General features: G+C 70.8%; 22 protein-coding genes. 9 read left to right on the top strand and 13 right to left on the bottom strand.

The window, feature by feature from the left end; translation table 11 throughout:
- Positions 1-74 precede the first annotated feature (74 nt).
- A complete protein-coding gene (locus tag ACYVO7_RS17410) occupies positions 75-1,334 on the bottom strand; it encodes an MFS transporter (RefSeq protein WP_460451076.1) in 1,260 nt (419 codons plus the stop codon).
- A gap of 129 nt (positions 1,335-1,463) precedes the next feature.
- Between ACYVO7_RS17410 and ACYVO7_RS17415 the strand changes: the two genes are divergently transcribed.
- From ACYVO7_RS17415 to ACYVO7_RS17430, 4 genes are all read left to right on the top strand, one after another.
- Positions 1,464-1,802: a DUF6665 family protein gene (locus ACYVO7_RS17415; RefSeq protein ID WP_460451077.1), complete on the top strand. Its 339-nt coding sequence runs from the start codon at positions 1,464-1,466 to the stop codon at positions 1,800-1,802.
- A gap of 234 nt (positions 1,803-2,036) precedes the next feature.
- Entirely contained in the window at positions 2,037-2,777 is a 741-nt protein-coding gene (locus ACYVO7_RS17420) for a lytic murein transglycosylase (protein WP_460451203.1), read from the top strand.
- A 114-nt stretch (positions 2,778-2,891) separates the two neighbouring features.
- Entirely contained in the window at positions 2,892-4,028 is a 1,137-nt protein-coding gene (locus tag ACYVO7_RS17425; protein ID WP_460451078.1) for a Kelch repeat-containing protein, read from the top strand.
- A gap of 118 nt (positions 4,029-4,146) precedes the next feature.
- Positions 4,147-4,458, top strand: a complete 312-nt coding sequence (locus ACYVO7_RS17430; protein ID WP_460451079.1) for a hypothetical protein — start codon at positions 4,147-4,149, stop codon at positions 4,456-4,458.
- A 25-nt stretch (positions 4,459-4,483) separates the two neighbouring features.
- Here ACYVO7_RS17430 and ACYVO7_RS17435 read toward each other — a convergent pair whose 3' ends face one another.
- The 10 genes from ACYVO7_RS17435 to ACYVO7_RS17480 all read right to left on the bottom strand — a co-directional run bounded on the left by ACYVO7_RS17435 (position 4,484) and on the right by ACYVO7_RS17480 (position 13,813).
- Complete coding sequence (locus tag ACYVO7_RS17435) at positions 4,484-5,002, bottom strand: DUF4142 domain-containing protein (RefSeq protein ID WP_460451080.1); 519 nt, start codon at positions 5,000-5,002, stop codon at positions 4,484-4,486.
- Positions 4,993-5,607, bottom strand: coding sequence for a NapC/NirT family cytochrome c (locus ACYVO7_RS17440; RefSeq protein WP_460451081.1), 615 nt, complete (start codon positions 5,605-5,607; stop codon positions 4,993-4,995). Before ACYVO7_RS17440 ends, ACYVO7_RS17435 begins: the two co-directional genes overlap by 10 nt.
- A gap of 1 nt (position 5,608) precedes the next feature.
- Complete coding sequence (locus tag ACYVO7_RS17445) at positions 5,609-6,067, bottom strand: nitrate reductase cytochrome c-type subunit (protein WP_460451204.1); 459 nt, start codon at positions 6,065-6,067, stop codon at positions 5,609-5,611.
- Positions 6,067-8,595: a nitrate reductase catalytic subunit NapA gene (gene napA, locus ACYVO7_RS17450; RefSeq protein WP_460451082.1), complete on the bottom strand. Its 2,529-nt coding sequence runs from the start codon at positions 8,593-8,595 to the stop codon at positions 6,067-6,069. Before napA ends, ACYVO7_RS17445 begins: the two co-directional genes overlap by 1 nt.
- A gap of 14 nt (positions 8,596-8,609) precedes the next feature.
- Complete coding sequence (locus ACYVO7_RS17455) at positions 8,610-8,915, bottom strand: chaperone NapD (RefSeq protein WP_460451083.1); 306 nt, start codon at positions 8,913-8,915, stop codon at positions 8,610-8,612.
- A gap of 10 nt (positions 8,916-8,925) precedes the next feature.
- A complete protein-coding gene (locus ACYVO7_RS17460) occupies positions 8,926-9,078 on the bottom strand; it encodes a periplasmic nitrate reductase, NapE protein (RefSeq protein WP_460451084.1) in 153 nt (50 codons plus the stop codon).
- A 64-nt stretch (positions 9,079-9,142) separates the two neighbouring features.
- Positions 9,143-11,059 (bottom strand): nitric oxide reductase activation protein NorD, encoded by a 1,917-nt coding sequence (locus ACYVO7_RS17465; protein ID WP_460451085.1) that lies wholly within the window; start codon positions 11,057-11,059, stop codon positions 9,143-9,145.
- 13 nt (positions 11,060-11,072) lie between these two features.
- Positions 11,073-11,879 carry an AAA family ATPase gene (locus tag ACYVO7_RS17470; protein WP_460451086.1) on the bottom strand — a complete coding sequence of 269 codons (807 nt, stop codon included), beginning with the start codon at positions 11,877-11,879 and terminating at the stop codon, positions 11,073-11,075.
- A gap of 69 nt (positions 11,880-11,948) precedes the next feature.
- Complete coding sequence (locus ACYVO7_RS17475; protein WP_460451087.1) at positions 11,949-13,322, bottom strand: cbb3-type cytochrome c oxidase subunit I; 1,374 nt, start codon at positions 13,320-13,322, stop codon at positions 11,949-11,951.
- A 38-nt stretch (positions 13,323-13,360) separates the two neighbouring features.
- Complete coding sequence (locus ACYVO7_RS17480; protein ID WP_460451088.1) at positions 13,361-13,813, bottom strand: c-type cytochrome; 453 nt, start codon at positions 13,811-13,813, stop codon at positions 13,361-13,363.
- Between the two features lie 203 nt (positions 13,814-14,016).
- On the opposite strand from ACYVO7_RS17480, the gene ACYVO7_RS17485 reads away from it, so the two are divergent.
- From ACYVO7_RS17485 to ACYVO7_RS17500, 4 genes are all read left to right on the top strand, one after another.
- Complete coding sequence (locus ACYVO7_RS17485) at positions 14,017-14,172, top strand: hypothetical protein (protein ID WP_460451089.1); 156 nt, start codon at positions 14,017-14,019, stop codon at positions 14,170-14,172.
- Positions 14,173-14,278: 106 nt separating this feature from the next.
- Positions 14,279-15,544 carry an efflux RND transporter periplasmic adaptor subunit gene (locus ACYVO7_RS17490; RefSeq protein WP_460451090.1) on the top strand — a complete coding sequence of 422 codons (1,266 nt, stop codon included), beginning with the start codon at positions 14,279-14,281 and terminating at the stop codon, positions 15,542-15,544.
- Positions 15,541-16,767 carry an ABC transporter permease gene (locus ACYVO7_RS17495; RefSeq protein WP_460451091.1) on the top strand — a complete coding sequence of 409 codons (1,227 nt, stop codon included), beginning with the start codon at positions 15,541-15,543 and terminating at the stop codon, positions 16,765-16,767. Before ACYVO7_RS17490 ends, ACYVO7_RS17495 begins: the two co-directional genes overlap by 4 nt.
- Positions 16,760-17,449, top strand: a complete 690-nt coding sequence (locus tag ACYVO7_RS17500) for an ABC transporter ATP-binding protein (RefSeq protein ID WP_460451092.1) — start codon at positions 16,760-16,762, stop codon at positions 17,447-17,449. The genes ACYVO7_RS17495 and ACYVO7_RS17500 overlap by 8 nt, the downstream gene beginning before the upstream one ends.
- 16 nt (positions 17,450-17,465) lie before the next feature.
- Here ACYVO7_RS17500 and ACYVO7_RS17505 read toward each other — a convergent pair whose 3' ends face one another.
- A complete protein-coding gene (locus ACYVO7_RS17505; protein ID WP_460451093.1) occupies positions 17,466-18,212 on the bottom strand; it encodes a CBS domain-containing protein in 747 nt (248 codons plus the stop codon).
- Between the two features lie 217 nt (positions 18,213-18,429).
- Here ACYVO7_RS17505 and ACYVO7_RS17510 point away from each other — a divergent pair, with 217 nt between their 5' ends.
- Positions 18,430-20,313: a PHA/PHB synthase family protein gene (locus ACYVO7_RS17510; RefSeq protein ID WP_460451094.1), complete on the top strand. Its 1,884-nt coding sequence runs from the start codon at positions 18,430-18,432 to the stop codon at positions 20,311-20,313.
- A 78-nt stretch (positions 20,314-20,391) separates the two neighbouring features.
- On the opposite strand, the gene ACYVO7_RS17515 is transcribed toward ACYVO7_RS17510, so the two are convergent.
- Positions 20,392-20,679 carry a DUF6356 family protein gene (locus tag ACYVO7_RS17515; RefSeq protein ID WP_460451095.1) on the bottom strand — a complete coding sequence of 96 codons (288 nt, stop codon included), beginning with the start codon at positions 20,677-20,679 and terminating at the stop codon, positions 20,392-20,394.
- Between the last annotated feature and the right edge of the window lie 70 nt (positions 20,680-20,749).

The following is a 20,749-nucleotide window of genomic DNA, read 5'->3' on the forward strand; positions in this document are numbered from 1 at the left end:
GAGCCTCGTTGCGCTGGGCCGCCGAGGCATAGCGCATTTGCGCCGGCGACCGGTAGCCGGGACGCAGGCGCCGCTCAATTGGTCCGCGAAGCCTGCGGGGACGGCGGCCCGCGGCCCGCCGTTTCGGGCATCGCCAGCCAGCCGCCGGCCAGGACGAGCACGCCGAGCCCGGCCAGCGCCAGAAAGGCGGCGTCATAGCCGGCGGCCACGATGAGGACGCCGGAGACGACGTTGCTGAGCGAGCCGCCGACGCCCTGGACCGCGCCGAGCACGCCGCGGGCGGTCGTGTACCGGCCCGACCCCCGCACGGCGTCGGCGAGCAGGAGCGGCAGCAGCGCGTCGAACAGGCCGGCGCCGAGGCCGTCCAGCACCTGCCCGGCCAGCAGCAGGGCGGGATCGTCGGCGAGGGCGAAGAGCAGGCCGCGCAGCGGCAGCGCCGCCAGCGCCGCCAGCAGGAAGGGCTTGCGTCCGATCGCGCCGGAGCGCGCCAGCAGGAACGCCGCCGGGATCGTCGACAGCTGGGCGATGAGGACGGCCGCGGCCGTCAGCGCGCTCTCCCGGCCGGGATGCGCCAAGGCGAGCTTCTGGCTGACCATGTTCAGCATGGGGGCGTTGGCGAAGTGGAAGGTCGCGGCCAGGAGCGCCAGGACGACGATCTCCCTCTGGCGCAGCAGGATCCCCCAGGGCGCGGGGCCCGGTCCCTGCGGATCGTCGTCCAGCCCGCGGGCGCGGCGATGGTCGACGGCGTCGCCCGGGATGGCCAGGATCGCCGCGACCGCGGCCGCTCCGAAGAGCGGGACCAGCCAGAACACGGCCTGCTGGCCGAACCACGAGCCGACCGCGGCGGCTGCGACCGCGATGAAGACATTGCCCATCTTGTCGAAGGCGGCGTTGCGCCCGAACCGCGCCGCCAGGGCCGCCGGCGGGACCAGTCCCATGGTCAGCGCGGCGACCACGGGCGCGAAGATCGCGCCCAGCACGGCCATGACGACGTCCGCCGCGAAGACGACGGGGGCGGTCGGGACCGTGACGATCGCGACCGCGGCCGCCGCGAGCAGCGCCGTGGCGGCGACCAGGAGGGCGCGCTTGCGGCGGGTCGCGTCGATGAGGGCGCCGAGCGGCGCATGGGCGCAGATGCCGATCAGGCCGCTGACCGTCAGGATTGCGCCGAGCGTCGCCTGGTCCCAGCCGGCCTGGGTGATCAGGAAGACGCCCACATAGGGGCCGAGGCCGCCCCGGACGTCGGCCAGCAGGAAATTCAGCCCGTCGAGCGTCCGCCCGATCCCGTGCGGGTCTTGGGCGCCGTCGGTCCCGGGTGGAAGGCGATTTCGCATCGGCGTCTCGTGGGGCTCGCCGGCAACGGCCCGGATGCGCGCCCGTTCCACCGCGCAGATGGCCGGCGCCGGAATGACGCCCTATTTGGGCGATCAAACCCGTCCGGCCCTCTCGTTTCGGAGACGTTCATGTCCTTGCGCCTGCCCCAAAGCCTCTCCGGCGGACACCGGCCGCAGACGGGAGCGAACGTCCTCGACGCCGAGATCGCGCAGCAGAAGGCGGAGGCGCTGGGCGACATGGGCCGCAAGGTGGAGCAGGCGCTGGCGAGGCTGCGGGAGTTCGACGCCCGCGACGAGGCCGGCCGCGAGGCGGGCCAGCGGTCCAGGCTGCTCGACGACGCCGCCCAGAAGGTCTGGGCCTTCATGGTCCAGCGCGAGCTCTGCGGCCTGCGCCACTGGGAGGCGGTCGTGAAGTCCTACGCGATCCCGCGCGAGGTGCTGAACCGCATGGGGCGCGTCTCGCCCTGAGCGGCGCCCTCCCCTCCCGGCGGCGAACGCCAGCGGAGCGTTCAGCATGAATCGTCGCAGACCGGCGCCGGCGACTGAGCGCGCGAGACAGTTTCATCGTCGTCTGGTAGTTGGAAGAGGGCTCTGGTCCAGCATCGAGCGTCCGCGTTCCAGGCGCTGCAAGACTAACAGGAGGTCTCCATGAACATCGGCGTGCGCTTCAAGGTCATTCCGGCTGCAGCCTTGACGTTTTTCATGGGGCTGGCGGGTGCGGCCAGCGCAGCGCAGTGCGGCAACACTGCGGCCGGCTTCGAGACATGGAAACAGCAATTCGCCGGCGAGGCGCGCGCCAAGGGCGTGAGCGCCGCCGCCATCTCGGCGCTGATGGACGCGAACTACGCGACCGCCACCATCGCGGCCGACCGGGGGCAGAAGAGCTTCCGCCTGTCCCTCGACCAGTTCCTGGCCAAGCGGGGCGGCCCGGCCATCGTGGCGCGCGGGCGCACGCTGAAGCAGACCAACGCGGCGCTCTTCGCCTCGATCGAGCAGCGCTACGGCGTTCCGCCGGGCCCGCTCCTCGCCATCTGGGGCATGGAGACGGCCTTCGGCGCGCAGCGCGGCAACCAGAACACGCTCTCCTCGGTGGCGACGCTCGCCTATGACTGCCGCCGCTCGGAGTTCTTCACCGATCAGCTCTACGCCACCCTCACGCTCATCGACCGCGGCGTCATCTCGGCCGGGACGCGCGGCTCCATGCATGGCGAAATCGGCCATACGCAGTTCCTGCCGAAGAACATCCTGAATTACGGGGTGGGTGGCAGCCTGGACGTGGCCTCGAACGCGCTGGCCTCCACCGCCAATTTCCTCAAGGCCCATGGCTGGCGCGCCGGAGCAGGCTACCAGCCGGGCGAGGCCAATTTCGGCGCGATCCAGGCCTGGAACGCCGCGTCGGTCTACCAGAGGGCCATCGCGCAGATCGGGAGCCAGATCGACTGAGCCGGCGCGCCCCGGGGCACGACCCGACGGGGCGTCGCGCCGGGGCCCGGCCTGGACGCCGACGCGCATCGGCGGAATAGTCGGCCCCCAAGCCACGCAGCGCGGAGGCGCGCTATGAATCATCCGGATTGGAGCCGCCGCTCGCTTCTCCTCGCCGCGGCCGCAGGCGCGGCGGCGGCCTGCCCGGCCCTCCGGCGCCCGGCCGAGGCGCAGACGCTGCAGCCGGCGCCGTCGTCGCCCGATCCCTACGCCCGCCTGCAGGGCGGAACTCCCCATCACCTGACGCCCAGCCAGGAAGCGCAGCGGATGTTCGACAGCCCGGCCCCGGCCGGCCCGCAGGGGCGATGGATCACGCGCGCCCCGCTGCCCCTGCCGCGCAGCGAAATGGCGTGGGCCACCGCGTGGGACGGGCGCATGCACGTCGTCGGCGGATACGGCGAGGGGCGCGTGGACCGCGCCTACCACCATGTCTACGACCCGCAGCAGGACCGGTGGTTCGCCGCCGCGCCCCTGCCGCGCGGGGCCAACCACGTCGCCGTCTGCGCCGACGCGGGGCGCATCTACGCCCTGGGGGGCTTCCTGGAGCAGAACCGCAGTTCGGACCGCAACGCCTATGCGTATGAGGTCGCCTCCGACCGCTGGACCGCGATCGCCCCCCTGCCCCGGCCCCGGGGCGCGGCGGCCGCCGTCGCGCTGGACGGACGCATCCACCTGATCGGCGGCGGCTCGGAGCCGGCCGCCGAGCGCGCCAGCGTCGGCTGGCACGAGGTCTATGATCCGAAGGAGGACCGCTGGTCGCTGCGCAAGCCGCTGCCGGGCGCCCGCGACCATGTCGGCTGCGTCGCGCTGGACGGGCGCATCCACGTGGTGGGCGGCCGGTTCAACACCTTCGAGTACAACACCGACCTGCATCACGTGTATCTGGCGCAAAAGGACAGCTGGGAGCTGCGCGCGCCGCTCCCGACCGCCCGCTCGGGCCATGGCCTGGCGCTCTACCGCAACCGGCTCTTCGCCATGGGCGGCGAAGGCGGGCGCATCGAGAACGGCCAGCCGATCCAGGCCAAGGTCTTCGGCCAGATGGAGAGCTACGACCCGGCGACCGACACGTGGCAGAGCCATGCCCCGATGCCTACGCCGCGGCACGCGGTCGGAGCCGCCGCGATCGGCGATCGGATCTATGTCGCGGGCGGCGGCGCGGTGCTGGGCGGCGGCGTCCAGTCGGCCGTCCACGAAGCCTTCTCCCTGGAGTGATCCCGCGCGCCCGGCCGCCGCCGCCGCCGCGCCCTGCGCCCGGTCCTCCCCGGGACCGCGTCCTAGGTCGGCCTGACTAGGCCGCACGATCTTCAGCGGCCCTATCCGTCCTGGCTGCATGGACAGCTCCAGCCTTCAGGCCCATGCTTCTGAGCGCCGGCGCCGAAAGCCGGATCACCACATCGTCGACATGGAGGAGCTGATGACGAACCGTCATCCGGCAGGATTGCGTGCCTGTCTTCTCCTGACAGCGTTGCTGGCTTGCGCCGCGACCCCAGGCGGCGCCGACGTCACCTCGTCCGCCTGCCTGTCGTCCCATACCGACGAGAACGACCTGTCCGTCGTGACATGCGAAACCTTCGTCGTGGACGACACCGACTGGGATGCATACGGGGCGCAGCCCCGCCTCGCGGCGGCTGCGGGCGAATAGCCGGCCTGACGGCGCCAGGGCGGCGCTAGGGCCGAATCGCCGCCCAGGCGTCGCGCGCCTGCGCCGCCATGGTCCGGATCCTTTCGATCGTGGAGGCCGCATAGGCCTTGACGTCGGCGGGCCCGGTCTCGGCGGCGGCCCGGTAGATCTCCGCCTCCTTGTCCAGACCCTGCGTGGCCGCCTCCACGTAGCGGCGCGACATCTCCAGAGCGTCGAGCGGCTCCAGGTTGTCCGCGATCGCCTGGAGCTCGCGGTCGAGGCTGTCGCGGACCGGCGTCCCCACCTTCTGGGCGAGCGCCTTCAGGTCTGCAATCTGGTCTGTCCGAAAGGCCGCCGAGGCGTCGGCCAGGGCCTTCGCCTCGGGCCGCACCGCCTTCGAGGCGGCCGCCCGGGCGATGCGCAGCTGGAACTGGGCCGACGCATAGGCCGCCTGGACGAAGGCCGGCGCGCCCGTCTGCGTCTGCGTCTGGGCGCGGGCGCCGGGCGGCGCGGCGGCCGCGAACGCCAGCGCCAGCAGCAGGCTGCGGCGCGCGATCATTGCCATCCGGGCACTCCCTGCATGTTGGGCAGCTTGTGGGCGATGCCCTTGTGGCAGTCGATGCAGGTCTTCTCGGACGTGAACAGGAACTTCTCGTGAGCGGCCGCGGCGCGCGGATTCTGCTTGGAGACGTCCATCGACTGGGCGCTGTGGCAGTTGCGGCATTCGAGCGAGTCGTTGGCCTTCATGCGCGCCCATTCGTGCTCGGCCAGGTGGCGCCGCAGGTCCAGGAACTTGTCCCGGGTGTCGATCGACCCGAAGATGTGACCCCAGACCTCCTTGGAGGCCTGCATCTTGCGGGCGATCTTGTTGGTCCACTGGTGCGGGACGTGACAGTCGGGGCAGGTCGCGCGCACGCCCGACCGGTTGGTGTAGTGCACCGTGCCCTTCAGCTCCTCGAAGACGTTCGCCTGCATCTCGTGGCAGGACGTGCAGAACGTCTCCGTGTTGGTCGCCTCCAGCACGGTGTTGAACCCGCCCCAGAACATCACGCCGGCGACGAAGCCGCCCAGCGTGAGGAAGGCCAGCGAGAGAGTGACGGGCGGCCGCGTCGCCGTGGTCACCCATGGGTTGCTCCAGAACCAGCCCCAGGCCCGCGCGATCGCCTGCATGTCAGCGCCCCTGCGGCTCGCGTTCGACGAGAGCGTCCATGTCGGTGAAGGTGTTGGGGACGAGCGGCTGGGCGCCCGTCTGCGGCACGTGGCAGGCGAGGCAGGAATAGCGCCGCGGCGAGACGCCGCCCAGCGTGTTGCCGGCGCGATCCTGGTAGTGCGTGACGCTGATCATCGGCGCCTGGGACTGCTCGGTGAATTTGCGCGCGTGACAGCTCAGGCACTTGTTGGCGTTGAGGTCGAGCGCGTAGCCCTCGATGGCGTGGGGGATCAGCGGCGGCTGGTCCGGATAGTTGCGCTTGCGCCGGACGTCGTCCGTCACCTGCCGCTGCATGGGCGGCGCGGGCGCCTCCTTGGTGAAGGGCGTCGGCCCGGTGAGGCGCGGCGCCTCCTGGGCGAAGAGGACCCCGGCCGCGAGGCACGCCAGGCCGGCCAGGGCCGAGGACGCCAGGGGCCGCATCATGGCGCAGCCTCCGGCTGCGACCCCTGGGCCAGCGTGACCCCGACCACCTTCACGGCGCATTTCTTAAAGTCGGTCTGCTTGGAGATCGGGTCCGTCGCGTCCAGCGTCACCTTGTTGATCAGCTGGCTGGCGTCGAAGAACGGGACGAAGACGAGCCCGGGCGGCGTCTTGTTGCGGCCGCGCGTCTCCAGGCGGGAGCGGATCTCGCCTCGCCGCGAGACGATGCGCACCTCCTGGCCGCGGCGCAGGCCCCGCTTCTGGGCGTCGTCCGGGTGCATGAAGGTGACCGCGCCGGTGAAGGCCCGGTAGAGCTCCGGCACCCGCATGGTCATCGAGCCGGAGTGCCAGTGCTCCAGCACGCGGCCGGTCACCAGCCACAGGTCGAACTCCTGGTCCGGCGGCTCCGCCGGCGGCTCGTAGGGGGCGGCCATCACGACGGCGCGCTTGTCGCCATTGCCGTAGAACTGCCAGCCGCTGCCCTTCTCGACATAGGGGTCGAGGCCCTCGCGGTAGCGCCAGCGGGTCTCCTGGCCGTTGACCACCGGCCAGCGCAGCCCGCGCACCTCGTGATAGACGTCGAAGGGCGCGAGGTCGTGGCCGTGGCCGCGGCCGAAGGCGGCGTATTCCTCGAAGAGGCCCTTCTGGACGTAGAAGCCGAACTGCCTGGATTCGAAGTTCTCGTAGTCGGCCGGGATCTCGGCCGCCGGGAAGCGGTCGACGGAGCCGTTGCGCCAGAGCACGTCGAACAGGGTCTTGCCCTTGTATTCGGGATGCGCGGCGAGCGTCTCGGCGGACCAGACGTCCTCCGTCGTGAAGCGCCTGGAGAACTCCATCAGCTGCCACAGGTCCGATCTGGCGTCGCCCGGCGCGTTGACGAGCTGGCGCCACATATGGGTGCGCCGCTCGGCGTTGCCGTAGGCGCCTTCCTTCTCCACCCACATGGCGGTCGGCAGCACCACGTCCGCCGCCATGGCGGTGACGGTGGGATAGGGATCCGAACAGACCACGAAGCTCGCCGGGTTGCGGTAGCCCGGATAGGTCTCGTTGTTGGTGTTGGGCGCCGTCTGGAGGTTGTTGTTGCACATGATCCAGTAGGCGTTGAGCTTGCCGTCCTTCAGCATGCGGTCCTGCTGCACGGCGTGGTAGCCGATCTCGCCGTTGAGCAGGCCCGGCGGCAGCTTCCAGATCTCCTCCGCGTGCTTGCGGTGCTCCGGGTTGTTGACCTGCATGTCGGCCGGGAGGCGGTGGGCGAAGGTGCCCACCTCGCGCGCGGTGCCGCAGGCGGAAGGCTGCCCGGTCAGCGAGAACGGGCTGTTGCCGGGCTCCGCGATCTTCCCCGTGAGCAGGTGGATGTTGTAGACGAGGTGATTGGCCCAGACGCCGCGGACATGCTGGTTGAACCCCATGGTCCAGAGCGACATCACCTTGACCTTGGGGTCGGCGTAGGCCTTCGCCAGGGTGAGCAGCCGCTCCTTCGAGACGCCGCTGAGCTCGGAAGCCTTCTCCAGCGTGTACTCCGACACCATCCGGGCGTAGGCGTCGAAATTCGACGGCTGCGAGACGGCCGCCTCGTTGGCGTGGGCGGCCCGCTGCTCCAGCACGTGCTCGGGACGCAGGCCGTAGCCGATATCCGTGTTGGCGACCCGGAAATTGACGTGCTTGTCGACGAAGTCGCGGTTCACCGCGCCGTTCTGGATGATGTGGTTCGCGATGAAGTTGAGGATGGCGAGGTCCGTTCCCGGCCTGAAGATCAGCGACTGGTCGGACAGGTCCGTGGTCCGGTGCTCGTAGGTCGACAGCGTCAGGATCTTGGCGCCCGGATGGCTCAGGCGCCGGTCGATGATGCGGGTCCACAGGATGGGGTGCATCTCGGCCATGTTCGAGCCCCAGAGCACGAACGCGTCGGCGTTCTCGAAATCGTCGTAGCAGCCCATCGGCTCGTCCATGCCGAAGGTGCGGATGAAGCCCACGGCCGCCGACGCCATGCAGTGGCGGGCGTTGGGGTCGAGATTGTTGGAGCGGAAGCCCGCCCGCATCAGCTTGGTGGCGGCGTAGCCCTCGAAGATGGTCCACTGGCCCGAGCCGAACATGCCGACGGCCTTGGGACCCTTCTCCTTCAGGGTCTTCTTCCATTGCCGCGCCATCTCGTCGAAAGCCTGGTCCCAGGACACGGGCTGCAGCTCGGCGGACTTGTCGAACTTGCCGTCGCGCACCCGCATCAAGGGCGTCTTCAGCCGGTCCGCGCCATACATGATCTTGGAGAGGAAGTAGCCCTTCACGCAGTTCAGGCCGCGATTGACCTCCGCCTGCATGTCGCCATGGGTGGCCACCACGCGTCCGTCCTTGACGCCGACCATGACGCCGCAGCCGGTGCCGCAGAAGCGGCAGGGGGCCTTCGACCATTTCAGCGTGATGTCCTCGCCGGCGGGCATGTTCTGGGCCTGGGCCGGCAGGTCCACGCCGGCCACGGAGGCGGCCGCGGCGGCGGCCTGCGCCTTGAGGAAGGAGCGACGGGACAGGTCCATGGCGGTCTCCAGGCTCACTCGGCGGAGGGTTCGAAGCGGTGGTAGACGAGCGCGGTGGAGAGCACGCCCGGCAGCTCGCCGATGGCGCCCATGCTCTGCACCACGTCGTGCTCGGTCAGAGTCTCGAGGGTGACGACGAGCTTGCCGGCGGCCGAGCCGCCATGGACCTCGACGCCCGCCATGGCGGCCAGGGCCACGCGCACGGCGTCGAGGCGGTCGGGCCTGACATGCACCACAAGGCTGGAGACGTGCAGTTCGGCCCCGGCGCCGATCACGCGTCCGGTCAGAAGATCCCGGCGGGACGGAGCATCGCGGTTCATGGGGCGCGCCTCACACCGGGCCCGGCGGGCCGGTGAAGGCGTAGTACATCCAGACCAGGAACCCCCAGCCGGCCACCACGCCCACGGCGATGACCGGCCAGATCAGCACGGCCAGGACGACGAAGGCGACGATCTCCCGCTTGCGCCGGACGACAGCCTGCATCTCGGACACTCCTCCCCGGAGCGACGTTCTTGCTACCCTGCGTTATTCTGCCGCACTCCGTCAATCAGTGCGCGAGCTGCCGGTAGATCGCCGGCAGCGCGGCGGGAAGGCGGGCGATGTCGCCCACGATGGCGTAGCCGCCCCGCCCGAACAGGGTCGGAAAATAGGACTGCGCCTGGGCGTCGATCGTGACCCCGAAGACGCCGACGCCCAGCCGGCGCGCCTCCTGGACGGACGTCCTGGTGTCCTCGACGCCGAAGCGGCCCTCGTAATGGTCGACGTCGTTCGGCTTGCCGTCGGTGAGCACCAGGAGGAGCTTGCGCCGGTTGGGGCGAACGGCGAGGCCCGCCGCGGCGTGCCGCACGGCGGCGCCGATCCGGGTGTAGTAGCCGGGCTTCAGCGCGCCGATCCGGCGCTCCACAGGGGGACCCATCGGCTCGTCGAAGTCCTTCACGGTCTCGACCCGCACCCAGGAGCGGCGCCGCGACGTGAAGGTCAGGATCGAGTGGCTGTCGCCGCAGGCCGCCAGCCCATGGGCCAGCACCAGCACGGCCTCCTTCTCGACGTCCAGGACGCGCCGCTCGGCCGTCCAGGCGTCGGTCGACAGCGACACGTCGACCAGGAGCGTCACCGCGAGGTCATGCGCCTGAGGGCGGCTGGCGAGGTGGACGCGGTCGGTCCCGCCGCCGCCGGAGGCGAGGTCGCACCGGGCGCGCACGAGGGCGTCGAGGTCGAGCTCCGCCCCATCCGCCTGGGCGCGCAGGATCTCGCGGCGCGGGCGCAGCGCCTCGAACTGGCGCCGGACCTGGCGGATCCTGCGCCGGGTCGCCTCGTCGGGCTCCCACGTCTCGCCCTGTTCGGAGGCGCGCCAGGCGAGCACCCGGCAGTGGTCCGGGAGATAGGCGGCCCGCCTGTAGTCCCATTCCGGATAGGTCAGCTCCGCCGTGAGAGGCGCATCGTCGACGGCCTCGGGCGGCAGGTCGAGGTCGAATTTCAGCTTGCTGGCGGGCTTGCCTGTGCGCTGCCCCACCGTGAGCTCGTCGAGGTCGTCGGCGGCCTTCTCGGCGTCCTCGTCCTCGTCCTCGTCGGGCGGTCGGTCGACATTGATCATCTCGGCCATGGCCAGGATCTTTTCGAAGCGGTTCAGCACGAGCGGATCGCGCTCGCCGCGCTCCTCCCCGGTCTGCTCGCGGACCGCGAAGCGCTTGCGCGTCTCGGGCGGCGCATGGGCGGCCGCGGTCCCGGCCTCGTCCGCGTCCTTGCCGCCCGGGGCGGCCTCCCGCAGCCACGCGTCGCCCCAGAGCGGACAAGGCAGGAAGGGCTGGTAGCCGGCCGGCGCCTTGGACGGCAGAGGCCCGCCATGGACGACCGCATCCCAAACCGCTCCCGGCGGCGGGGCGTCGGCGCCGAGCGCGGCCATGACCACGGCCTCGACCTCCCGCTCCCGGGGCGGCATGGGGCGAACCGGGCGCGCGGCCGCCATGGCGGCGCACAGCCGCGCATGATCGCCCGCGAGGCCCGGAAAGGCCGCCAGGGTCGCGAGGGTCGCGGTCCGCGCGCGGCGCAAGGCGACGAGGTCGCGCCGCAGCGGATCCGTCTCCTCGATGGAGGCGACGGGCGCGACCGAAAACCAGGCGGCCAGCCAGAAATAGAGCGACCGGTTCAGGGCGGCGTCGGGAAAGAGCGCGATCGTCTCGGGCAGGAAGAGGGTCGCGTCGTCGCGACCAGGCTGTTCGAGGCGCTCCTCGCCGACCCCGATCCGCTGGCGCCAGCCCAGGCGGTGCCCGAATTTGCGGGCGGCCGTCCCGGCGAGCTGCACGCCGGGTTCTCCCCCGAAACCGCGGAACATCACCGCCAGCGGGCCGCGCAGATCCGCCAAGGCCACGGCCGCGTCGGGATGGCGCGGATAGGTCGCCGCGCCCCCGACCAGGCGATGCCAGGCCTTGCCGACGGTTTCTTCGAGCTCCAGGAAGTCCAGCATCGCCCCGCCTCCCTCAGCCGAGCACGGCGCGGGCGACTTCGACCAGCGCGGCCTTGACGTCGGGCTCGTCGGTCAGCGGCTCGATCATGGTCGCCAGCACGGCCTCGCCCGCCGGCAGGCCGGCCGCGATCAGGCTGGCGCAATAGACCAGGAGCCGGGTCGAGACGCCCTCCTCCAGGTCATGGCCCTTGAGGGCGCGCAGGCGGCCGGCAAGTTGCACGAGGGGCTTCACCCGGGCTTCCGACAGGCCGCTCTCGGCCGACACCACGGGAATCTCCTGCTCGGGCGGCAGGAAGTCGAACGCGATGGCGACGAAACGCTGGCGGGTGCTGGGCTTCAGGGCCTTGAGAAGGCTCTGGTAGCCGGGGTTGTACGAGACGATCAGCATGAAGCCGTCCGGCGCCTCCAGCTCCTCGCCGGTGCGCTCGAGCGGCAGGATTCGCCGATCGTCCGTCAGCGGATGAAGCACGACCGCGACGTCCTTGCGGGCTTCCACGACCTCGTCGAGATAGCAGATCCCGCCGTCCCGGACCGCGCGCGTGAGCGGGCCGTCGGTCCAGACCGTGTCGCCGCCCTTCAGCAGGTAGCGCCCGGTGAGGTCGGCGGCGGTCAGGTCGTCATGGCACGACACCGTGTGGAGCGGCAGGCCCAGCCGCGCCGCCATATGGGCGACGAAGCGGGTCTTTCCGCAGCCGGTGGGCCCCTTGAGCAGCAGGGGCAGCTTGCGGGACCAGGCGAGCTCGAAGAGCGCGGTCTCGTTGCGGGCGGGAGAGTAGAACGGGACCTCGGTCACGGACCGGGGGAATGCGGCGACGTTCATGGCTGGCATCCTGGACTGGAGCGCTGGAAGGGGATGGAGGCCGGCCGGGCGGTCCCGGCCGGCGGAGGATCACTCGGCGGGCTGGAGCGCGGCGCCGGCCTTAGCGGGCCGGGTCCGCCCCGGGACCAGCACGGCCCAGGCGAACATCAGCGCCGCGACCACGACCGCGAGGCCGCATGCGAGGCGGATCCAGTAGTAGACGGCGAGCCCGTCCTGCACGTCCATGTAGGTCTCGCCCAGGATGCGCTGCAGATAGACCTGCATGGCGCCCGCGGCGGTCAGCGCCAGCGTCATCACGGCCATGCCGCCGCACATCAGCCAGAAGCTCGCGACGCTGAGCTTCTGGTTGTAGACGCCGAGCCCCTTCAGGGCCGGGAAGGCGTAGGCCATCATGGCGAGGTTCAGCATCACATAGGCGCCGAAGAAGGCGAGATGCCCGTGCGCGGCGGTGAGCTGGGTGCCGTGGGTGTAGTAGTTGACCGGCGACAGCGTGTGCAGGAAGCCCCAGACGCCCGCCCCGAAGAAGGCCATGACCGAGCAGCCGATGGACCACAGCAGCGCCGCCCGGTTGGGGTGGTTGCGGCCCGCCTTGCGGGTCATCTGCACGGTGAACAGGATCATCGTGAAGAAGGGCGCGACCTCCAGGGTGGAGAAGAGCGAGCCGATCCACGTCCAGTATCCCGGCGCGCCGATCCAGTAATAGTGGTGGCCCGTGCCCAGGATGCCGGAGAAGAGCGCCAGGCCGATGATCAAATAGAGCCATTTCTCCACGACCTCGCGGTCGATGCCGTTGAGCTTGATCATCAGGAAGGCCAGCACGGAGGCCATGATCAGCTCCCACACCCCCTCGACCCAGAGATGCACGACGAACCACCAGTACATCTTGTCGAGCGCCAGGTTCGGCGGGTTGTAGAAGGCGAACAGGAAGAAGATCGCCACGCCCCACAGGCCGAACAGGAGGATGTTCACCACCACGGTCTTGCGGCCCTTGCGGGCCGTCATGGTGACGTTGAACAGGAAGATCAGGGCCACGATCACGATCCCGACCTTGATCGGGAAAGGCTGCTCCAGGAACTCGCGCCCCTCGTGGAAGCGGAACAGGTAGCCGACGACCGCGATGGCGGCCGCGCCGAGGAAGAGCCAGAACTGCAGCCTGGCGAGCCTGGGCGAGAAGAGCTCCCGCTCGGTCTCCTCGGGCAGCAGGTAGTAGGCGCAGCCCATGAAGCCCATCAGCAGCCACACGATCAGCGCGTTGGTGTGGATCATGCGCACGATGTTGAAGGGCAGGAGCACCGAAAGCGTATTGGGCATCACGTAGATCAGGCCGGCCAGGAGGCCGAACGTGACCTGCGCGACGAAGAGGCCGAGCGCTCCGTAGAAGTAGAGGAGCGCGACCTTCTGGGTTTCGTACTTGAGGCCGGGCGGCAGGGTTGCGGTGGGCATGGCTTGTCTCGTGTCGAGTGGATGGGAGGGCGCGACGGTCAGCCGGAGGTGTTCGGCGGCCAGTTCTGCGTGTTGATGCGGCTCGACCATTCGAGGAAGTCGGCGAGGTCGTTCAGCTCCTGGTCGGTCAGGTTGAACTGCGGCATCTGCCGTCGGCCGGGCGTTCCGGAGGGCTGCGACTGCATCCAGGCCTTCACCATCTCGCGGGCGCCCTGCGGATCCTTGTCGCCGCCCCAGCGCAGCCAGACATTGCCGAGCTCGGGGGCGAAATAGGCGCCCTCGCCCAGGAGCGTGTGGCAGTTGATGCAGGAGTTCTTCTCCCAGACATGCTTGCCGCGGGCGACGCCGTCGGTGAGCGTCGCGACGTCCGTCGATTGGGTGACCATGTACCAATGGCTGTGGGCCGTGAGGCCCAGGAAGATCGCGAAGAAAAAGGCCGAGCCGCCATAGAAGACGTTTCGGGCCGCCGAAGTCGTGAGGCGTTCAGCCATCAGGGGAGCCTTTCGCAAGCAGGGGCGCGGCCGTGGCCACGATGGGCGCACCCTAGCCAGCCGGCCGGCGGCTTCTTTGCTCCGGAACAAGCTTCCGGGAGACCGCCCGGCGACGGCGGCGCCGGGCCGCGAGGTTGCGCCCGAGCAAAGAGCCCGCGGCGGCCCGCCCCTAGGGTGCGGCGAGCTGAACGCCGGAGATGGCCATGACCGACGCGCAACTGGGGCTCGTGGTGACGACCCCGATCATCATCGTCTTCGCGGTCGCGCTGCGCCGCATGGGCGTGCTGCGGACCACCGGGGCGGTCACGGCCGTGCTGGCCTCGGCAGCCATCGCGGCGGCCCTGTTCCTGACGCAGTGACGCCGGCGCCGCGCGCCATGCGCGCCGACCGCTGATCTGCCGCAAAGTGGTCCGACGACTCCCCGGCTAACGTGAAGGCTCGCTCGCTCCCCCGAGGGCCGTGGACGTGAAAAGTCATGAGATCGATCTGGGGCGCGCCAAGCCGCTCGCCCCCGGTCACCCGTTGGCGGCGCTCTGGCGGCTGAAGTGGCGCATCGTCGCCGGCCTCCTCGTCGTCGTCCCGGCGGCGCTCATGGCGCTGCGCTGGGCGGTGGGGCCGGAGGTGGTCGTCTATCCGGTGCGCAGCGGAGATCTCGTCAGGTCCGTGGTGGCCAGCGGCCACGTGGAGACGCCCTACCGCGTCGAGATCGGCAGCCAGATGACCGGCACCGTGTCCCAGGTGCTCGTCGCGGAGGGCGAGGTCGTCCGCCAGGGGCAGCCGCTCGTGCGCCTCGACGCCAACGAGCTGCAGGCCGCCCTCGTGCAGGCGGAGGGGGCCGTCGCGCAGGCCGAGGCGCGCCTGCGGCAGATCCGCGAGGTGACGCGGCCGTCCGCCGAGGAAAGCCTGAAGCAGGCCAGGGCGACCCTGGCCAACGCGCAGGCCACCTACGACCGGGCCGAGCAGCTCGCCCGCAACGGCGCCGGCACCCGGGCGTCGCTCGACGCGGCCACCCGCGATCTCGACGTGGCCCGGACGCAGGTGCGCACGGCCGAACTGGCCGTGTTCACGCTCTCGCCCGGCGGCAGCGACGCCGTCATGGCGGAGACGCAGCTCATGCAGGCCCGCGCCACGCTGGACACGGCGCGGGCGCGCCTCTCCTACGCGACCGTCGTGGCTCCCAGGGACGGGGTGCTGATCACCCGCACGGTGGAGAAGGGCGCCGTCGTGCAGCCCGGGCGGGCCCTGCTGGTGCTGGCGCCCAGCGGCGAGGTGCAACTGGTCGTCGACATCGACGAGAAAAACCTGGCGCTGCTCTCGATCGGCCAGCAGGCGCTCGTCTCCGCCGACGCCTATCCGAACAGCCGCTTCTCCGCCGTGCTCACCTACATCAATCCCGGCGTGGACATCAGCCGCGCCTCCGTGCAGGTGAAGCTGACGGCCCGCGAGCCGCCGGCCTATCTGCGCCAGGACATGACGGTCTCGGTCGACATCCAGGTGGACCGGCGGGCTTCGACCATCATCGCGCCGGCGCGGGCCGTCCACGACGCCGGCAAGGAGGCGCCCTGGGCGCTGGTCGTCCGCGACGGCCGGGCCCGGATGCAGCCGCTGCGGCTCGGCCTGCGCGCCGGAGCGCAGGTGGAGATCCTCGAGGGGCTCAAGCCGGGAGACCTCGTCGTCCCCGCCGCGTCGGGCGTGCGGGCCGGACAGCGGATCAGGGCGGCGCCGTCATGAAGCGCTGGATGCCTTTCGAGTGGATCGCGGCCCTGCGCTTCCTGGCCGAGGGCCGCCTGCAGACGGCGTTCATCCTGGGCGGCGTGGCGATCGGCGTCGCCGTCATCGTGTTCATGTCGGCCATCCTGACGGGCCTGCAGGCGAACTTCATCCGCCGGGTGCTGACCTCGCAGCCCCACATCCAGCTGCTGCCGCCCGACGAGGTGGCCCGCCCGCTGCGCGACGCGCCGGGTGTCGTCGAGGCCGCGACCGTGCAGCGCCCCAGCCAGCGCATCCACTCCATCGACCAGTGGCAGGCGATCCGCGCCGACGTGCAGGCCAGGGACGACGTGGCCCTCGTCGCGCCGACGGCCTCGGGGGCGGCCCTGGCCATCCGGGGCGACGCCAGCCGCAGCGTCACGGTCACCGGCATGGACCCGGAGGTCTATTTCGGCATCGTCCGCGTGCCCGACTACGTCGTGGCCGGCCAGCCCCGGCTGGACAGCGACGACATCATCATCGGGGTGGAGCTTGCGAAGACTCTCGGCGTCGCCGTGGGCGACAAGCTCAATGTCAGCACGGCGGCGGGGCGGCGGCGCATCCTCACCGTGTCGGCCCTGTTCGACATGGGCAACAAGGGCGCGAACGAGCGCATCGCCTATGTGGGCCTGCGCACGGCCCAGAGCCTGCTCAACCTCATCGGCGGCGTCACCTCCCTCGACGTGACCGTGAAGGACATCTATGCGGCCGAGACGATCGCGCAGGACATCGCCCTCGTGGCGCCCGTGGAGGCGGACAGCTGGATCCGCACCAACGCCCAGTTCTTCACCGCGGTCAGGGCGCAGCAGACCTCCAACACGCTGATCCGCCTATTCGTCGGCCTGTCGGTGGCGTTCGGCATCGCCGCCGTGCTGGTCGTGTCCGTGACGCAGCGCTCCAAGGAGATCGGCATCCTGCGGGCCATGGGGGCGAGGCGCGGCCAGATCATGCGGATCTTCCTGATCCAGGGCGGGGTCATGGGGTTCCTCGGCTCGCTGGTCGGGGCGGCGATGGGAGCGGCCGCCCTGATCGTCTGGCACCGCACGGCGCGCCAGGCGGATGGGGGCGAGCTGTTCCCGCTCATCCTCGAACCCTCGCTCTTCGTCGCCACCGCTGTGCTCGCCAGCCTGACGGGGGTGGGCGCGGCGACGGCCCCGGCCCTGAGGGCGGCCCAGCTCGATCCCGTCGAGGCGATCCGTGGCTGAGGTCCTCGTGCTCGACAAGATCCGCAAGTCCTACAATGTCGGCCTGCCGAACGAGACGGAGATCCTGCACGGGATCGACCTGACGGTGGCGGCCGGCGAGTTCCTGGCGATCATGGGCCCGTCCGGGTCCGGCAAGAGCACGCTGCTCAACATCATCGGCCTGCTGGACAGGCCGACCTCGGGACGCCTCTCGATCGCCGGGGAGGATACGAGCGGCCTCGACGACGAGGCGATCACCCGGCTGCGCGGGCGCACCATCGGCTTCGTGTTCCAGCACCACCACCTCATCTCGGCCTTCACGGCGCGGGAGAACGTGATGATGCCGATGCTGGTGGATCACGGCCGGCCGACGCCGGAGATGGCGAGCCGGGCCGACGAGCTCCTGGCCCGCGTGGGGCTGGAGCGGTGGCGCGACAACCGGGCGAGCGCCATGTCGGGCGGGCAGCAGCAGCGCGTCGCGATCGCGCGGGCGCTCGCCATGCGCCCGGACCTGGTGCTGGCGGACGAGCCGACCGGCAATCTCGACACCGCCTCGGCCAACGAGGCCTTCCAGCTGCTGCGCCGGATCAACCGCGAGGAAGGCGCAACCTTCCTGATCGTCACCCACAACCTCGACCTCGCCCGCCAGTGCGACCGCATCATCCGCATCGTCGACGGGCGCATCCCGACGGGCGACGCGTGACCGCGGCGCGGGCCTGCTAGGCCGGGTCCCGCCCGCCGGCGCCCGACGCCGTTTCCTCGGGGGACGTCATCACGAATCCCGAATAGGGCTCGACCGTCGTCATGCGATCCCTGACCGAGGTCACGCCAGGGGCGTTCTCGGCGGCCACCCGGAGGGCCTCGCGCTCGCGTTCGTCGAAGATGCAGCCCGTCCACTCCAAGACGCCGTCCCGGACGCTCAGATTGACGCTGCCGGTCGGGGCCCAGCTCTGGGCCTTCAGCTCCTTCAGCACGGCGTCGCGGATCTCCGCGTCGGACGGGTTCTCCGGCGCGGCGCCGCGCGCGAGGATCGCCTCCAGCGCCCGCAGGAGGTCGGCGCGGGTCACAATGCCGACGGCCTTGCCGTCCTCGAGCACCGGGATGCGCTTGACCCTGTGGTCGTTCATGAGCTTGACCACCTCGGAGAGTTCGGCGTCGTCGGCGACGCAGGCCACGTCCCGCGTCATGAGCTCACGGACTTTACGGCCATGCGACCGGACATATTCCGACGACAACCGGCCGGGCCCGAGCAGGATTTCGAGCCATTTCGGCCGTTTGCGCTCCGTGCCGAGCTCGACGCGGCGCAGCAGGTCGCCTTCCGAGAGGACGCCGACCAGCGCCCCCGTCGCATCCAACACCATCAGCCCGCTGATGCGCTTCTCCAGCATCAGCGCCGCGGCCTCCCTGATCGAGGCCTCTGGCGAGATGGCCACCAGGCCGGGGCTCATCACGTCCCTTGCGCGCATGATCCTGTCCTCTTCCGCGGACCTGAGCTTGCGCCCGAAGGCTCGCACTGGCCTTGACGTCGATCAGTGGTCCGGGCGGCGCCGACCTCACCCCCGCCTACGGCCTCTTTCGCAAAGAAGTCGCCTCCTTGACGCAGCGTAAGGCGGCGTCGGCCGAGGCGGGCTAGCGTCAGGCCTCGTCTCGCCGGCGCACTCGCGCCCAGGAAGGGTCTGGCGCATGAAATCTCCGAGGACCGCGTCCCAGCATCTGTCTCCCGTGATCGCCGAAGCCCCGCCCGCCTCCGACGACGCCTTCGGCCCTGGCGCGCCCCTCCAGGCGCCTCCCGCCGACGTGCTCCCGCGTGGCGCCGCCCCTCCGGTCGAGAGTCTGGACGACTCGCTCGGCGAGGAGAGCTTCCGGGCGATGGACCGGACCGTCGCGGCGTCGATCGTGATGCTCACCGGAGGCCTCTCGCCATCGGCGCTGGGCTTGGCGGCCATGGACTGGTGGATCCATCTCGCGGCGGCGCCCGGCAAGAGGACCGAGCTGGCCGTCAAGGCCGCGCGCAAGACCTCAAGGCTCATGGCCCACATCGCCGCGGCCACGGTCGCGAAGGACCAGCCGCCCTGCATCGAGCCGCTGCCCGGCGATCACCGCTTCCGCGCCGAGGGCTGGCGCGCGCCGCCCTTCAGCTTCTACGAACAGGCGTTCCTGCTGACGCAGCAATGGTGGCACAACGTCACCCACGAGGTGCCGGGCGTGTCGCCGCACCACGAGGACGTCATGTCCTTCGTGGCCCGGCAATGGCTCGACGTGGCCTCTCCGTCGAACTTCCCCCTCACTAATCCCGAGGTCCTGGCGCGGACGGTCGAGACCCGGGGCGCGAATTTCGTCGAGGGGTTCCGCAACTGGACGGAGGACGTGGCGCGCGCGGCGACCGGGCGCCCGCCCGTGGGGGCGGAGGCGTTCCAGCCCGGACGCAATGTCGCGGTCACGCCCGGCGAGGTGGTGTATCGCAACGCCCTGATCGAGCTGATCCAGTATTCGCCGGCGACCGAGACGGTCGCGGCCGAGCCCGTCCTGCTCGTGCCGGCCTGGATCATGAAGTACTACATCCTCGATCTCTCGCCCGCGAACTCGCTGATCCGCTATCTGGTCGCGCAGGGCCGAACCGTGTTCTGCATCTCCTGGCGCAATCCCACGGGCGCCGACCGGGACGTCTCGCTCGACGACTACAGGCGACTGGGCGTGATGGCGGCGCTCGACGCCGTCGAGGCGATCGCTCCGGGCCGGAAGGTCCACGCCACCGGCTATTGCCTGGGCGGCACGCTCCTGACGATCGCGGCCGCCGCGATGGGCCGCGCGGGCGACCGGCGCCTGGCCTCGGTGACGCTCTTCGCCTCCCAGACCGACTTCTCGGAGCCCGGCGAGCTGGCGCTGTTCGTCGACGACAGCCAGGTCTACGCGCTCGACAGCATGATGTGGCTGAAGGGCTATCTGTCGGCGGACCAGATGGCGGGAGCCTTCCAGCTGCTCAGGTCCAACGACCTCGTCTGGTCGCGGCGGGTGCGCGACTACCTGATGGGCGACCGCGCGCCGATGACCGACCTGATGGCCTGGAACGCCGACGCGACGCGCATGCCGTATCGGATGCACGCGGAATATCTGCAGAGGCTCTATCTCGGCAACGACCTGGCGGCGGGCCGCTTCGTGGTCGACGGCCGTCCCGTCGCGCTCCAGAACATCCGTGTCCCGCTCTTCGTCGTGGCGACGGAGCGCGACCACGTGGCGCCGTGGCGCTCGGTCTACAAGATCCAGCAGCTCGCCGACACGTCGGTGACGTTCCTGCTGACGAGCGGCGGCCACAACGCCGGGATCGTGAGCGTACCCGGCGCGACCGGCCGCCATTACCGGGTCACCACCAAGAGCGCCGAGGACCTCTGCGCCGGGCCGGACGAGTGGGCCGCGACGGCCTCGGCCAAGGCCGGCTCGTGGTGGCCCGAGTGGCGCGCCTGGCTGGACGCGCGCTCCGGCGCCGCGCGCGTCGCCCCGCCGCCGACGGGAGCGCCCGCCAGGGGCTACCCTCCCCTGGGCCCCGCGCCCGGAACCTACGTGTTCTAGCGTCCTGGCGGTCGCATGCCTTGGCGCGAAAAGCCGGTTTCCGCCTTTTCGCAGCATGCTTCTCGGCGCGGCCCGGCGTCAGATCGCCGGGTCCCAGCCCTGCGGGAGACCCCGGACGGGGAAGAGATCGGGCCGATGCAGCCGTCCGGCCGGACAGGCGGCGCAGCGCCGCGTCATGCGTTCGTGCAGCTGGTGGACGGTCATGCTGGCCGTCCTGGTGCACAGCCAGGGCAGGAACGCGTGCACGAACGCGGCGAGCGAGGCCTTGGCGAGCGGCCCCGCGAAGCCCAGCGCCGTGCGCATGTGCTCGGCATAGGTCTCGCCCACGGACGACGGGTGGTTTACGAAGCAGCGCGGCAGGTTCATGGGTCTGATCTCCCTAAGGAACGCGAGCGGTTCATGCGTCACCATCGCGGGATCCGCTCCGCGCCGATGT

The organism is Alsobacter sp. SYSU BS001988, from assembly GCF_054796215.1.

Excerpts from the sequence above, each read along its gene's own strand:
- ACYVO7_RS17510 (WP_460451094.1), top strand. The coding sequence starts at position 18,430 with ATGAAATCTCCGAGGACCGCGTCCCAGCATCTGTCTCCCGTGATCGCC.
- ACYVO7_RS17465 (WP_460451085.1), bottom strand. The coding sequence starts at position 11,059 with ATGCTGGACTTCCTGGAGCTCGAAGAAACCGTCGGCAAGGCCTGGCAT.
- ACYVO7_RS17515 (WP_460451095.1), bottom strand. The coding sequence starts at position 20,679 with ATGAACCTGCCGCGCTGCTTCGTAAACCACCCGTCGTCCGTGGGCGAG.
- ACYVO7_RS17440 (WP_460451081.1), bottom strand. The coding sequence starts at position 5,607 with ATGCAGGCGATCGCGCGGGCCTGGGGCTGGTTCTGGAGCAACCCATGG.
- ACYVO7_RS17485 (WP_460451089.1), top strand. The coding sequence starts at position 14,017 with ATGACCGACGCGCAACTGGGGCTCGTGGTGACGACCCCGATCATCATC.
- ACYVO7_RS17480 (WP_460451088.1), bottom strand. The coding sequence starts at position 13,813 with ATGGCTGAACGCCTCACGACTTCGGCGGCCCGAAACGTCTTCTATGGC.
- ACYVO7_RS17460 (WP_460451084.1), bottom strand. The coding sequence starts at position 9,078 with ATGCAGGCTGTCGTCCGGCGCAAGCGGGAGATCGTCGCCTTCGTCGTC.
- ACYVO7_RS17495 (WP_460451091.1), top strand. The coding sequence starts at position 15,541 with ATGAAGCGCTGGATGCCTTTCGAGTGGATCGCGGCCCTGCGCTTCCTG.
- ACYVO7_RS17410 (WP_460451076.1), bottom strand. The coding sequence starts at position 1,334 with ATGCGAAATCGCCTTCCACCCGGGACCGACGGCGCCCAAGACCCGCAC.
- ACYVO7_RS17455 (WP_460451083.1), bottom strand. The coding sequence starts at position 8,915 with ATGAACCGCGATGCTCCGTCCCGCCGGGATCTTCTGACCGGACGCGTG.
- ACYVO7_RS17470 (WP_460451086.1), bottom strand. The coding sequence starts at position 11,879 with ATGAACGTCGCCGCATTCCCCCGGTCCGTGACCGAGGTCCCGTTCTAC.
- napA (WP_460451082.1), bottom strand. The coding sequence starts at position 8,595 with ATGGACCTGTCCCGTCGCTCCTTCCTCAAGGCGCAGGCCGCCGCCGCG.
- ACYVO7_RS17430 (WP_460451079.1), top strand. The coding sequence starts at position 4,147 with ATGGACAGCTCCAGCCTTCAGGCCCATGCTTCTGAGCGCCGGCGCCGA.
- ACYVO7_RS17415 (WP_460451077.1), top strand. The coding sequence starts at position 1,464 with ATGTCCTTGCGCCTGCCCCAAAGCCTCTCCGGCGGACACCGGCCGCAG.
- ACYVO7_RS17445 (WP_460451204.1), bottom strand. The coding sequence starts at position 6,067 with ATGCGGCCCCTGGCGTCCTCGGCCCTGGCCGGCCTGGCGTGCCTCGCG.
- ACYVO7_RS17475 (WP_460451087.1), bottom strand. The coding sequence starts at position 13,322 with ATGCCCACCGCAACCCTGCCGCCCGGCCTCAAGTACGAAACCCAGAAG.
- ACYVO7_RS17505 (WP_460451093.1), bottom strand. The coding sequence starts at position 18,212 with ATGCGCGCAAGGGACGTGATGAGCCCCGGCCTGGTGGCCATCTCGCCA.
- ACYVO7_RS17420 (WP_460451203.1), top strand. The coding sequence starts at position 2,037 with ATGGGGCTGGCGGGTGCGGCCAGCGCAGCGCAGTGCGGCAACACTGCG.
- ACYVO7_RS17425 (WP_460451078.1), top strand. The coding sequence starts at position 2,892 with ATGAATCATCCGGATTGGAGCCGCCGCTCGCTTCTCCTCGCCGCGGCC.
- ACYVO7_RS17435 (WP_460451080.1), bottom strand. The coding sequence starts at position 5,002 with ATGGCAATGATCGCGCGCCGCAGCCTGCTGCTGGCGCTGGCGTTCGCG.